The sequence below is a fragment of the Sorangium sp. So ce145 genome (assembly GCF_051525985.1).
Classification (GTDB): Bacteria; Myxococcota_A; Polyangia; order Polyangiales; family Polyangiaceae; genus Sorangium; species Sorangium cellulosum_B.
In genome coordinates, this window is the sequence record NZ_CP150315.1 from 7,058,555 (window position 1) to 7,071,588 (window position 13,034).

The following is a 13,034-nucleotide window of genomic DNA, read 5'->3' on the forward strand; positions in this document are numbered from 1 at the left end:
CACGCGGCAAAGATGCCGGTACGGTGCGCATGCCGCACCGCGTATACTCATCGCACAGAAGGAGACGCGGTCGTGAAACGAGAGAGCAACATTACGCGGAGGGGCGTCGCGGTGCGGCGGACGGTCGAGGACCTCGCCGTCGACGGCGCCATCCAGCCCATCGTCGAGGCGCTCGACAGCCACCTCGGCGTGGTCCTGGCGTCCAGCTACGAGGTCCCGGGCCGGTACACGCGCTGGGACATCGGCTTCGTCGATCCGCCGCTCGTGCTCGTCTCCCGGGGCCGCGACTTCCGGTTCACCGCGCTGAACGAGCGCGGGCGCGTGCTGCTGCCGGCCATCGACGAGGCCCTCCGTGATCTCGACGCTGTCGCGGCCCTCGAGCGGCGCGGCGACGAGGTGGTCGGCGCGGTCCGGCCGCCGGGCGAGCGGGTGCCGGAGGAGCTGCGCAGCCGGCAGCCGTCCATCTTCTCGGTGCTGCGCCGGCTCATCGAGCTCTTCGGCGTCCCCGGCGACCCGCTCTTCGGGCTCTACGGCGCGTTCGCGTACGATCTCGCGTTCCAGTTCGAGCCCATCCGCCTCCGCCTGGAGCGCCCGGCGGATCAGCGGGATCTCGTCCTCTACCTCCCCGACGAGATCGTCGCCGTCGACCACCGCCGCGAGCGCGCGACGCGCACGCGCTACGAGCTGAAGTTCGGCGATCGCTCGACCGAAGGGCTGCCGCGCGAGGGCGCGACGCACGCCTACGTCGGCGCCGACCGCGCGCCCCAGAACGAGTACGCGCCGGGCGAGTACGCCGAGCTCGTCCGGGTGGCGCGCGAGTCCTTCAAGCGGGGCGATCTCTTCGAGGTCGTCCCGGGGCAGACGCTCTACGAGCCGTGCCCGGTCGCGCCCACCGAGCTGTTTTACCGCCTGCGCGAGCGCAACCCGGCGCCCTACGGCTTCCTGATGAACCTCGGCAACGCCGAGTACCTGATCGGCGCCTCGCCGGAGATGTACGTCCGCGTCGAGGGCAATCGCGTCGAGACCTGCCCCATCTCGGGCACGATCCCGCGCGGCAGCGACCCGCTCGCCGACGCCGCGCAGATCGCGCGCCTGCTCGCGTCCGCGAAGGACGAGTCGGAGCTCACCATGTGCACCGACGTCGATCGCAACGACAAGTCCCGCATCTGCGTCCCGGGGAGCGTCCGGGTGATCGGGCGCCGGCAGATCGAGATGTACTCGCGGCTGATCCACACGGTCGATCACATCGAGGGCCGCCTGCGCGACGGCTTCGACGCGCTCGACGCGTTCCTGGCGCACACCTGGGCGGTCACGGTCACGGGGGCGCCGAAGGCCTGGGCCATGCAGTTCATCGAGGATCACGAGCGCTCGCCGCGCGCTTGGTACGGGGCGGCGGTCGGCATCGTCGGCTTCGACGGCAGCATGAACACGGGGCTCACGCTGCGCACGATCCGGGTCAAGGACGGCGTGGCCCAGGTCCGGGTCGGCGCGACGCTGCTCTTCGACTCCGACCCCGACGAGGAGGAGCGCGAGACCCAGGTGAAGGCGTCGGCGCTCCTCGACGCGATCCGGAGGCCTCGCGGTATCGCCACGCCGCCTCCGGCGGCCATCCACCCGGTGCCTGGCGGCACGCGCAAGGTCCTCCTCGTGGATCACCAGGACTCCTTCGTGCACACGCTGGCCAACTACCTCCGGCAGACGGGCGCCGAGGTGATGACGCTCCGCGCCGGCTTCCCTCACGAGGAGCTCGACGCCTACGCTCCCGACCTCGTTGTGCTCTCGCCCGGCCCTGGCACGCCGAGCGATTTCGATCTCTCGGGCACGCTCGCGGCGCTGCTCCAGCGCCGGCTGCCCGTCTTCGGCGTCTGCCTCGGCCTGCAGGGGATGGTCGAGCACTTCGGCGGCAAGCTCGGCGTCCTCGACTACCCGATGCACGGCAAGGCCTCGCAGGTGCGCGTGCTCGGCGGGCGCCTCTTCGAGGGGCTGCCGCGCGAGTTCCGCGCGGGTCGCTACCACTCGCTCTACGCGCTGCGCGACGCGCTCCCCGCGTCGCTGCAGGTCACGGCCGAGACCGAGGATGGGGTCGTGATGGCGATCGAGCACACGGAGCTGCCGCTCGCCGCCGTCCAGTTCCATCCGGAGTCGATCCTGTCGCAGGACGACAACGTGGGGCTCCGGCTCGTGAGGAACGCGGTCACCGAGCTGCAGCGGGGCGGCGGGCGGTGACGGTCGAGCGGTAAAGCGGGACGCTGGCGGCGAAATGAAAAAGCGCCGCCGGGGCCTCGGGGGGGGGAAAGGCCACGCCAGCGGCGCTGAACCAGCATATCAGCATGAGGCGTGCCACGGCGCACTTCCGTCAGGGTCGGGTATTTCGCATGGATGTCCCGGGCGTTCATTTCGGTTCTGCACGAACAGCGCTGCACGCCTGAAATGTGCGCCTCCGCCGACGAGGCCCGGGGCGCCCCGGAGCGGCTCAGGCAGGCGCCTCTGGGCTCTCGCTCCGCCGCGTGAAGATCCCCTTGCTGTACGCCATGAAGAAGCCGAGCCGCATCGCGTTGCGCTCCGTGGGGATACCGGGGCTCGCGCTGATGCACGCCAGCAGGCGACCCTGCTCGCGCACCCGCTCCAGGCGGCGGGCGATGAGCGCCTGCTGGATGCCGCGCTCGCGGAACCGGGGGAGCACCGAGGCGCCGAAGAGCGCGGCGCCCTCGCCGGAGATCTCCACGCTGCCGCCGCCGGCGGGCTCGCCGTTCACGAGCGCCAGGTACGAGTCGCAGCCGGGGTGCGCGACCACGCGGCGCGTGATCTCGAAGAGCACCGGCGAGATCGGCGCGTCCGCGGGCCGGAAGCCGCTCGTCGCGATCTCGATGAACACCCGGACCTGCGCCTCGTCGCCCGGATCGATGCGCACGATCTCCAGCTCCCCGGGGCCACCATACGACGCCAGCGCGCGGAGGTCCTCGTCCGGCGCGAGCTCGCGCGCCAGCACGTTCTCGAACTCCCGCAGCACGAACCCTCGATCGGCGAGGCCGCGCACCAGCGATCCGTGCGCGAAGGGGCAGACCTGTATCTGCGGCTCCGCGCCGCGCGCCGCGTAGAACGCCACGAGGCGATCGAGATCCTCGCCGGAGACAGGCCCATCGAGCCCGAGCCCGACAGCGAAGTTTCCCCAGGAACCCTCTCCATCAAAGGCCATCCACCCGCCCGCGATGGGCTCCGCGCAGGCGACCACGGCGGCGACGCTGACCGCCAGCCGGCGCTCCTCGATCCGGGCGATCTCGGCGTACGGCAGCTTCGGCATGGACTTGCACCTCATCTGCGAGCAGGGCTCGCGCGACACGGTGTCCTCCATCCTAGTCCGATGAGGCCCGGTCTGCGCCGTTTCGTGCAAGCCGGCGCGCGGCCGCGCCGCCCCGGCGGAGCGGGCGGGCGGTGGTCGCTCGCGCGCACGCACACGCGCCGTCAGGCGCCTCCGCCGCCCCGCGATCTCCGCTCGCGCGCTCGCGGCCGTTGCGATTATGCTGCGCCGCCATGAGCAGGATCTTCCGTTCACTCCCCCCGGCGGGCACCCACCTCGGCATCGCGTTCTCGGGCGGCCTCGACACGCGCTGCGCGGTGGCGTGGCTCTCGCGCAACGGGCTCAAGGTGCACGCGTACACCGCCGATCTGGCGCAGCCGGACGAGGACTCCCCCGGCGACATCCCGCCGATCGCCCTGCAGCACGGCGCGGTCTCCGCCAAGCTGGTGGACTGTCGCGAGGCGCTCGTCCGCGAGGGCATCCTCGCCATCCAGTGCGGCGCCTTCCACCTCTCGACGGGCGGCAAGAAGTACTTCAACACCACGCCGCTCGGCCGCGCGGTGACCACGACCGCGATCGTCCGCGCGATGCGCGACGACGACGTCCACGTCTTCGGCGACGGCAGCACGCACAAGGGTAACGACATCCAGCGGTTCTACCGCTATGGCATCTTCGTCGACCCCTCGCTCAAGATCTACAAGCCCTGGCTCGATCCGAGGTTCGTGGGAGAGCTCGGCGGGCGCAAGGAGATGAGCGAGTACCTCGAGCGCCACGGGCTGCCCTACCGCATGGGGACGGAGAAGGCGTACAGCACCGACGCCAACGTGCTCGGCGCGACGCACGAGGCGAAGGACCTCGAGCACCTGAACACCGGGATCAAGATCGTCCAGCCCATCATGGGCGTCGCCTCCTTCCGGCCGGAGGTCGCCATCGAGGCCGAGACGGTGACCCTCGGGTTCGAGCGCGGCGTCCCGGCGACGATCAACGGCAAGCGCTTCGGCTCCCTGTTCGAGCTGTTCGTCGAGTGCAACCGGATCGGCGGGCGCCACGGGCTCGGCATGAGCGACCAGATCGAGAACCGGGTGATCGACGCGAAGAGCCGCGGCATCTACGAGGCGCCGGGCATGGCCCTGCTCCACGCCGTCTACGAGCGGCTCCTGTCCGCCATTCACAACGAGAACACCCTCGACGTGTACTTCACCCAGGGCAGGCGCCTCGGGCGTCTGCTCTACGAGGGCAAGTGGTACGACCCCGAGGCCATGATGCTGAAGGACGCGCTCTCGCGCTGGATCGCCCCCGGCGTGACCGGCGAGGTGACGCTCGAGCTGCGCCGCGGCGACGATTACAACATCCTGAGCACGCGCGCCGACTACATGGCCTATGCGCCGCACAAGCTCTCGATGGAGAAGGTCGAGGAGGCCTATTTCACCCCCGAGGACCGCATCGGCGCGCTCGAGCTCCAGAACCTCTCGGTGACGGACAACCGCCAGTTCCTGATCCACCTCATCGAGAGCACGCAGGCCCTCGGCCCGGGCGGCGCCCCGGCCATCGGCGAGCTGCTCGGCGGCGACAAGCCGAAGGAATGAGCCGGGGCGGCGCCCCGCTGAGGCTGAGCGGAGGCCGCGCGCCGGCTCCGCTCGCGACGCCCCCGACGAGGTTGCGTCCGGCACCTGCCTGGGTCACGAGGAAGGTGCGGACGCCGGCCCGCCCGAGCGGTGCCGGCCCAGGGAGGTGGTCATGAAGGCGCTCATCATCCAGGCACTCGCCGCGGGCCTCGCGGTCCTCGTCGGAACGAAGATCCTGCCCGGCGTGCGGATCCGAAAGACCCAGACGGCGCTCGTCGTCGCCGCCGTGTTCACCGTCCTCAACCTGCTGCTCGGCTGGCTCGTGAAGTTCCTGGTCGCGGTGGCGCTCCTGCCCGCCGCCATCCTCACGCTGGGCCTGGCGTATCTCTTCTTCGGCCTCGTCGTGAACTCGGTGCTGCTCTACGTCACCGACAAGCTCATCGATGATTTCGAGATCCGGGGGCTAGGGCCGCTCTTCGGCACGGCGGCCCTCATCTCGTTCGCAGGATGGCTGTTGCCGCGCATCCTGTGAGCCCTCGCAGCCCTCGCAGCCCTCGCCCGGGCGGCGTCTACCATAGCTGGTGAACGTGAGGCCGCAGCCGCCGGTCGTAGATCTCGCGGATCTTCGCCATCGTCTCCTGCGGCACGGGCGGCAGGTCCGCCGCGCTCGCGTTCTCGTCCACCTGCTCGGGCCGCTTCGCGCCGGGGATCACGCACGTCACCGCGTCCTGCATCAGGATCCAGCGCATCGTCCACGCGCCCATGCTCACGCCGGCGGGCACGAGCGGGCGGAGCTGCTCGACGACCTCGAGGCCCAGGCCGTAGTCGACGCCCGAGAACGTCTCGCCCTTGTCGAACGCGGCGCCCTCGCGGTTGAAGTTGCGGTGATCGTCGGCCGCGAACCGGGTCGCCGCGCTCATCTTTCCGGTGAGCAGCCCCGAGGAGAGCGGCAGTCGCGCCAGGACCCCGACCTGCCGGCGCTTCGCCTCGGGGAAGAAGAGCTCGGCCGGGCGCTGCCGGAGGACGTTGTAGATGATCTGCACCGACTGCACGCCGGGGTACTCGATGGCCTTGAGCGCCTCTTCCACCCGCTCGACGCTGACGCCGTAAAACCGGATCTTGCCCGCCTTCACGAGCCCATCGAGGGCGTCGAACACCTCGGGCCGATAGTAGACGTCCGTCGGCGGGCAGTGCAGCTGGACGAGGTCGAGCGCGTCCGTCTCGAGGTTCTTCAGGCTGCGCTCGATGAAGGCCGTGAGGTTCCCCTCGCTGTAGCTTGCCGCCGTGTGCGGGCTCAGGCGCCGGCCCGCCTTCGTCGCGACGACGATCTCCTCGCGCCGCTCGCGCCTGAGCCGCGCGAGCAGCCGCTCGCTCCGGCCGTCGCCGTACACGTCCGCGGTGTCGAAGAAATTCACGCCTCGATCGACGGCCCGGTGCAACGCCGCGAGCGACTCCTTGTCGTCGACGTCGCCCCAGGTGCCCCCGATCGCCCAGGCCCCGAAGCTCACCGAGGAGACGCGGAAACCCGTCCTGCCAAGAGGTCGATACTCCATGGCGGCGCATACAACCAGATTTCCCCCGCCACGGCGAGCGTGGCCGCGCTCAGGCGGGCTCGGCCCCGCGGCGGCGGTGCGCGCGCTTGCTGCGCTCGACGAGCGCGACGAGCTCCTCGCGCGTGACCCCGAGCCGCGCCGCCGTCCGGTGCGCGAGCGACGTCCGGGCGACCCCGTCGACGAACTGGTAGGTCGGCCACTGCTGCGCGTCGAGCTCGACCTGCAGGAACACGAGCCGATCGACCGGCCGCTCCCGCTCGAGCCGCGCCGCGAGCTCGAGGAAGTGCGTCGTGATGAAGGCCTGAGGGCGGAGCTCCGAGAGGAGCGAGATCACGAGCTGGAAGATCTCCTCGCCTTCCGACGGGTTCGTGCCCGAGCAGAGCTCGTCGAGCACCACCATGTCGCCGACCTGCATCGCCTCGAACAGCGACCTGATGCGGACTAGCTCCATCCCGAGGCGGCCCTCGCTCTGATCGGCCTGCGCCTGCTCGATCAGCGACACGAAGAGCCCGTGGCACAGCGAGAGGCGCGCCTCCGCGGCCGGCACGAAGAAGCCCGCCTGCCCCATCATCTGGGCCAGCGAGAGCGCCTCGAGCAGCCGGGTCTTCCCCCCCGAGTTCGGCCCGGTCACGATGACGGTCGCGTCGTGGTGATCGGTCGCGATGTCGCACGGGACCGTGCTCGCCGAGCTCGCCAAGAGCAGCGGGTTGAACAGCCCCTTGAGCTCGCGCCCAGGGCTCCCGCCGCGCGCGCCGTGCGCGCCGTCGGAGAAGCCCAGCGAGGCGAGCTCGGGCAGACAGACGGAGAGCCCGGCCGCGCGGGCGCGGTCGCGCAGCGCGAGGCCGGCGAGGTAGAACTCGAGATCTCCGAGCAGCTGGACGAGCGCGACGAGATCGTCCTCGATGCCGTCGAACACGCTGTTGACGTGGCGGGCGAGCAGCTCGTCGTCGCTGAACCGGTACCCCCTCCACAGCATCACGAGCTTCGTGATCAGGCGCCCGAGCGACGACTGGTAGAAGCGGTTCTCGCTGTTCTCGCGGATCGACAGGGCGCGCAGATCGCGGACATGGCCGTCGGAGCCGACGCGGATCCGGACATCCAGCGTCGCGATCTCCTCGTCGTACGCGAGCAGATCCGCGAGGCGGCGGTACGCCTCGCTCTCGCGCACGGCCGCGCCGAACGCCGAGAGCCGCGACAGGCCCGAGCGAGCGCCCGCGAACCCACCGGCGAGCGCGTCGAACGCGTCCTTGGCGGCGGCGAGGATGTCCAGCCGGCGCCGGCTGCCTTCGCCGCGAGAGATGGGGATCGTCTCGATCTGGCCCACCCAGCGGCGCAGCGCCGCGTAGGCGCGCTCGAGATCGCGGCGCTGCGCCTCCGATCCGGTGAGCTCCCGGAAGATCGCGCGCCGGAGCTCGACGGTGTCGCGATCGCTCGGCGGCTGGGAGAGGGCGCGGCCCAGCAGCGCCGGGCTCGGGATGTACGTGCGGCCTTCGCTCGTGAAATGGAGGCAGCCCACGATGAGCTCACGCAGGAAGACGTGCTGCGCGAAGCGGGCTGGATCCCACGTCGACGCGGGCAGCGAGGCCGACTCGACGTGCCGATCGAACGCCCCCGCGGGCGCGCCGCCCGCGAACGCGAACGCCAGCGACTCCTTGACCGCCCGCGCGTCGACCCGGAGCGCCGGCCGATGCGAGAGGAGATCGGGCGCGGAGCGCTGTCCGGGCGGGGCGTCAGGCAGGACGGGTTCCGGCGGCGCCGCGCTCACGACCTCGAGCCTACTACGATGCGTCGGGCCGGAGCGCTCGTCCGGTGTCCGGTGCCGCCGCTGCGCGGTGGCCAGGGAGGGTCTCGGCATGCCCCCGTCGACACGCGAGGCGCGCCGTTGTTCCCGGGCGGCCGGGAACGACCGAGTTCCTGGCACGACGTCTGCCTCGGTGTGCGCCCGGAGATGCACCATGAGCTATCGCTGCACGATGAGCAGAATACGCTGGTTCTCCGGCCCAACCGTCCTCGCGCTCGCGCTCGCCGGCACGGCCTGCAGGAGCGAGAGCGAGCGAGCTGAAGGAGCGGTCCGCGAGCCCGGCGACCAGACGATCAGGAGAGGCGAACCGCCTCCTGGCCCGAACCAGGCGCCTGGCAAAGACCTGCGCGAGCAGGCCGGGCGCGTGGGCGAAAAGGCGGAGCAGCTCGCCCAGGAGGGCAAGGAGCTCGGCCAGGAGGCGCGAGAGCAGGCCGGGCGCGCGGGTGACAAGGCCGAGCAGCTCGCCCGGGAGGGCCAGCAGCTAGGCCAGGAGACGCGCGAGAAGGCCGAGCAGCTCGCCGAGCGCGGGCGCCAGGCGGGCCGCGATGTCGGCGACCAGATGAACAGGGTCGGCGAGCAGACCGGCGCGCTCAAGGACAACCAGGGTGCGCGCCCGCAGTCGGCGCCGCCTGCCGCGCCCAAGGACAAGGCCGCGCCGCAGCCCCAGCAACAGGGCCAGGCCGAGGGAGCCAAGAAGCAGGACGGACATGCCGCCGCGATGGAGCGCGACGAGTGGACGAAGGCAGCGAAGGACAACGACTATCAGGTCACCTTCGGCCGCGACGGCTCGGTCATCGCCACGAAGGAGGCGAAGCGGACCGGCGCGCGCCCGTCTGACGAGACGCTCCGCAACGCGGTCGGCGGCAAGCTCGCGGACAGCGATCACGACGCGGTGAAGAAGCTGCACGTCACGGTGCGCGACGGCGTGGTCACGCTGCAAGGCACCGTCGCCAGCGTGAAGGAGGCGACCGAGGCGGTGAAGGAGGCCCTGGACGCCGATGGCGTCACCAAGGTGATCTCCTACATCCGTCACGGCTCATGACGCCCTAAGGTCGTCGTCCTAGCCGTGGTCTCGGGGTTCGCCGGCGGGCGGATGCACCGCCCCGATCACCCGGTCTCCGCCCCCCTCTCCCCCATCCAGAGCCGCAGCCGAGCGGCGGTCACCCGCACAGGAGACGGGCCCAGATCGGCGTTTTCGGCGCGCAAGCGCACTCCCGTGCGCTGAGCACCGAAAACGCCGAGGTGGGCCCGTATCCGAAGCGGGTGACCGCCGCTCTAGTGGGTGAAGTCCTTGGGGCGGAGCTTGACGGAGCGCTCCACGGCCTCCGCGGGGGAGAGCGCCAGCATGAGCGTCTCATCGAAGCAGTCGGACCTCGACACGACAACGACCTGCGTGCCCACGGGCAGCTCGGTCTTGAGCGGCGTCTTGCCGAGCGTCTTTCCCTTCCAGCTCACGGTCGCGTCGGGCGGTTCGCTCGAGATCGTCACGCTCGCCCTGGGGCCCTCCTCGGGCTTCTTCTCGACGGTCTCCCCGGCCTCGGCGCCGCGCGCGGCGACCGAGGTCGCAGGAGCATCGAGGGCGGGCGCGCGCTGGTTCGCGACGTGAACCGCGCCGCCGACCAGCGCGACCAGCGCGGCCAGGGCGGACGCGCCGATCAGGTAGCCGCGCTTCGAGGCCGACACGGGCCCCGACGTGGTCGCTCGCAGGCTCACCGAGTCGCTCACGGGGGTCCTGGGCCGCTCGGCGCCCGACGCCCGCTCGAGGCCCGACGCCCGCTCGAGGCCCGACACGCGCTCGACGCCCGACCGGCTGGACTCCCCGACATAGGGCAGCCTGCTGCTCGAGCCGGAGCTCGAGGGAGCCATCGCGACGCCGATGCCGCTCATCGTCACCTGGCTGGAGGCGTCGCTCAGCAGCGACGTGCTGGCCACCCGCTCGATCTGCGCCTTGATCTGCTGGCGTATGGAGGCCCGGCTCTCGGCGAAGATCCCCCGCATGCAGGCGCCGAGGAACTCGCTGCGGACGTCCTCGCCCGACCACTGAAGGTAGTTCTCGAGCACATCGCACATCTCCTGCGCCGTCGCGAAGCGCTTCGACGGCTCGCGATCGAGGGCCCTCGCGGCGATCTGATCGAGCGCGATGGGGATCCCCGGAACGACGGTGGAGAGCCGCGGTATCTTCCCCAGCAGGAGCTGGTGCATCACGGTGATCTGATCACCCTCGAACAGCCGCCGCCCGGCGAGGAGCTCCCAGAGCACGACGCCGACCGCGAAGATGTCCGCCCGGCGGTCCACCGTCTTGCCCGCCGTGACCTGCTCGGGCGCCATATACGTCAGCTTGCCCTTGAAGGTCCCGCTCTCGGTGCTGGAGGCGTTGACGGCGGCCTTGGCCACGCCGAAATCCACGAGCTTCACCGCGCCGTCGTACGTGATGAAGATGTTGTGCGGCGAGACGTCGCGATGCACGATGCCGAGAGGCCGACCGTCGAAATCGCAGAGATCATGCGCGTAATGGAGCCCGCGCAGCACCTCGGCCACGATCCGGATCCACGTGCCGCGGACGAGCCCGCCCGTGCCGGACTCCCGCTCGACAGCCGCCTTCATGACGCGCTTCAGCGGCTGGCCCTCGAGGTACTCCATCACAATGAAGTAGCCGTCCCGATCGCTGCCGACCTCGTAGGTCTGGACGACATTCGGGTGGTTCATGCGAGCCGAGAGCTTGGCCTCGTCCATGAACATGAGGACCTGGCGATCCTCCTCGTCCCCGGAGCTGCGGAGACGCTTGACGACGACCAGCTTGTTCACCGAGGCGGGCCCGTGAGCCATCGCGAGGAAGACGTCTGCCATCCCGCCGCGGCCGAGCTTCGCGATGGGACGATACCGGCCGAGCCCACGCTGGGTCGGGGTGTCTCTCAAGATCGACGCTCCGTGTTCTCCGATCACACTCACCTCAGTGTGCAAAATCCGATAATTGTGCGTCCGAGTCAATGCGAAGAGTTTGCGTCCTCGCCATTAAGGAAAACATGCTCCAATGAAGTGAATGGCCCACAACCGTATGAGCAAGAGCGGCAAGAGACGACATCCGAACACATGGGCTCACGCATTCACGTGCATTCACGCGCATTCACGCGCATTCACGCGCATTCACGCGCATTCACGCGCATTCACGCGCATTCACGAACCCCGCACCCCCGCCCGTAGGTCCCGCGCTGCGCGTTACCTGCTGTGCGTTAGGTGCTTCGTGCGCAATTCGCCGCTGGCCGGGGAGGGGCCGTGCAGCCGAGCCCTGAGGTGACTCCCTTCCCGGTAGCGCCCGCGCCAGGTCGCCAGGTCGATCGCACTGCAAACACGGGGGTCTGCTGCGGGCGTTCATGGAAACGTAACAAGGGGTACGCCACGTGCAATCCGTCGCGACACGATCGCACGAAATTTCCGCGACGTTCCGCGCCGGACGCAATACGCCACGCGCAACCGGCGCGGCTCGATGAGGATGACGAGGACGAGGACGAGGACGACGGTGACGCCTGCGAGCGAGGCGCCGCCGCTCAGGCGCTCAGAGCTTCCAGAGCGCGCAGCCCCAGTGGACGCCGGTGCCGAGCGCGAGGACCATGGCGAGCTGCCCTTTCTTCACCCTTCCGGCGCGCATCTCCTCGTCGATGAGGATGGGCACGGTGGCGCCGCTCGTGTTGCCGAATCGATCGATGTTGCTCGGGAGCTTCTCGACGGGCACGCCGAGGTCCTTGCGAATGTGCTCGTTGATCCGGCCGTTCGCCTGGTGCGCCAGGAACACGTCGATCTGCTCGATCGCGAGGCCCTGAGAGGCGCAGAGCTCCCGCGCGGTCGCCGGGAGCTTGGTCACCGCGAACTTGAAGAGCTCGCGGCCATCCATGCGGGGGATATGCAGGTCCTCGTCGAACGACGTCGGCTTCCAGTACGGGCGCGAGCGGAAGCCGCCGCCCGGCACGAAGAGGAGCTCGGCGAAGCGTCCGTCGGAGCAGATCTTGTTGCCGCGCAGGCCCGCGTCGCGATCGGTCGCGCGGAGGACGAGCGCGCCCGACCCGTCCCCGAACAGGACGGCCAGGTTCCGGTGGCGGTCGGCGTGCGCCCGCGCCTCCGGCGTCGCGGAGCGGCCATTCTTCGGGTCGAGCGCTCCCCAGTCCTCCCAGGGCATGAAGCCGGCGTGCGCCTCTGCGCCCACGAACAGGATGGTCTTGGCGGCCCCGGTCTGGATCAGCCCGTCGATCGTCTGGAGGCCGAACAGCATCGCGGCACACTGCTGCCGGATGTCGAGCGCGGGGACGCCTGGAATGCCCAGCTTCGCGCCGAGCAGCGCCCCGGAGCCGGGAAAAATATAGTCCGGCGTCATCGTGGCAAAGAGGATGTAATCGATCTCCGACGGCGCGATGCGCGCCGACGCGATCGCGCGCTTCGCCGCTTCACACGCGAGATCGCTCACCCCCACGCCGTCCGGCGCGTAATGGCGCTGGCGGATACCGGAGCGCTGGTAGATCCACTCGTCGGAGGTCGTGATCACCCGCGCGAGGTCGTCGTTGGTGACAGGTTCTCCGGGCACGTAGTGGCCCGTCCCGATGATCTCAAATCCAATCTTTGTCACAGAAGTGCCTTACCTGAACCGCAGGCGCGCCGCGACCGGGAACCGCACACCCGCACACGACCGCGCCTGGCCGCCTCGCGCCGCGGCGCGGCGGGCGATGCTCGCGCTCATGAGGTCGCCGGGACGTTGCACCCTGCTTGACGGAAACGCTCCGCCTCGATAGCCTGCCAGCCGCGTTGGCGGCGTTGCACCCGTCCCCGTC

The 13,034-nt window shown here is 70.3% G+C and carries 9 protein-coding genes; 4 read left to right on the forward strand and 5 right to left on the reverse strand.

Features of this window, described 5'->3' with window-relative positions; all coding sequences use genetic code 11:
* Nucleotides 1–12 precede the first annotated feature (12 nt).
* Nucleotides 13–2,226 (forward strand): anthranilate synthase component I, encoded by a 2,214-nt coding sequence (locus tag WMF34_RS25990; protein ID WP_437994666.1) that lies wholly within the window; start codon nt 13–15, stop codon nt 2,224–2,226.
* A gap of 247 nt (nt 2,227–2,473) precedes the next feature.
* Here the strand turns inward: WMF34_RS25990 and WMF34_RS25995 are convergent, their stop codons facing one another.
* Nucleotides 2,474–3,301 (reverse strand): GNAT family N-acetyltransferase, encoded by an 828-nt coding sequence (locus WMF34_RS25995; RefSeq protein WP_012237677.1) that lies wholly within the window; start codon nt 3,299–3,301, stop codon nt 2,474–2,476.
* 230 nt (nt 3,302–3,531) lie between these two features.
* On the opposite strand from WMF34_RS25995, the gene argG reads away from it, so the two are divergent.
* Both argG and WMF34_RS26005 read left to right on the forward strand, forming a co-directional pair.
* Entirely contained in the window at nt 3,532–4,884 is a 1,353-nt protein-coding gene (gene argG, locus WMF34_RS26000; RefSeq protein ID WP_012237678.1) for an argininosuccinate synthase, read from the forward strand.
* A gap of 151 nt (nt 4,885–5,035) precedes the next feature.
* Complete coding sequence (locus WMF34_RS26005) at nt 5,036–5,395, forward strand: phage holin family protein (protein WP_012237679.1); 360 nt, start codon at nt 5,036–5,038, stop codon at nt 5,393–5,395.
* A 37-nt stretch (nt 5,396–5,432) separates the two neighbouring features.
* Here the strand turns inward: WMF34_RS26005 and WMF34_RS26010 are convergent, their stop codons facing one another.
* Entirely contained in the window at nt 5,433–6,416 is a 984-nt protein-coding gene (locus WMF34_RS26010; protein ID WP_437989461.1) for an aldo/keto reductase, read from the reverse strand.
* A gap of 49 nt (nt 6,417–6,465) precedes the next feature.
* Nucleotides 6,466–8,271 (reverse strand): MutS-related protein, encoded by a 1,806-nt coding sequence (locus tag WMF34_RS26015; RefSeq protein ID WP_437989462.1) that lies wholly within the window; start codon nt 8,269–8,271, stop codon nt 6,466–6,468.
* Nucleotides 8,272–8,371: 100 nt separating this feature from the next.
* Here WMF34_RS26015 and WMF34_RS26020 point away from each other — a divergent pair, with 100 nt between their 5' ends.
* Complete coding sequence (locus WMF34_RS26020; protein WP_044965779.1) at nt 8,372–9,259, forward strand: BON domain-containing protein; 888 nt, start codon at nt 8,372–8,374, stop codon at nt 9,257–9,259.
* Nucleotides 9,260–9,492: 233 nt separating this feature from the next.
* Here the strand turns inward: WMF34_RS26020 and WMF34_RS26025 are convergent, their stop codons facing one another.
* Nucleotides 9,493–11,133: a protein kinase domain-containing protein gene (locus WMF34_RS26025; protein WP_437989463.1), complete on the reverse strand. Its 1,641-nt coding sequence runs from the start codon at nt 11,131–11,133 to the stop codon at nt 9,493–9,495.
* A gap of 637 nt (nt 11,134–11,770) precedes the next feature.
* Nucleotides 11,771–12,832, reverse strand: a complete 1,062-nt coding sequence (locus WMF34_RS26030) for a 3-oxoacyl-ACP synthase III family protein (protein ID WP_012237684.1) — start codon at nt 12,830–12,832, stop codon at nt 11,771–11,773.
* Between the last annotated feature and the right edge of the window lie 202 nt (nt 12,833–13,034).

Bases quoted from the DNA above. Each gene is read 5' to 3' on its own strand.
- WMF34_RS25990 (WP_437994666.1), top strand. From the start codon at position 13: ATGCCGGTACGGTGCGCATGCCGCACCGCGTATACTCATCGCACAGAA.
- WMF34_RS25995 (WP_012237677.1), bottom strand. From the start codon at position 3,301: ATGCCGAAGCTGCCGTACGCCGAGATCGCCCGGATCGAGGAGCGCCGG.
- argG (WP_012237678.1), top strand. From the start codon at position 3,532: ATGAGCAGGATCTTCCGTTCACTCCCCCCGGCGGGCACCCACCTCGGC.
- WMF34_RS26005 (WP_012237679.1), top strand. From the start codon at position 5,036: ATGAAGGCGCTCATCATCCAGGCACTCGCCGCGGGCCTCGCGGTCCTC.
- WMF34_RS26010 (WP_437989461.1), bottom strand. From the start codon at position 6,416: ATGGAGTATCGACCTCTTGGCAGGACGGGTTTCCGCGTCTCCTCGGTG.
- WMF34_RS26015 (WP_437989462.1), bottom strand. From the start codon at position 8,271: ATGCCGAGACCCTCCCTGGCCACCGCGCAGCGGCGGCACCGGACACCG.
- WMF34_RS26020 (WP_044965779.1), top strand. From the start codon at position 8,372: ATGAGCTATCGCTGCACGATGAGCAGAATACGCTGGTTCTCCGGCCCA.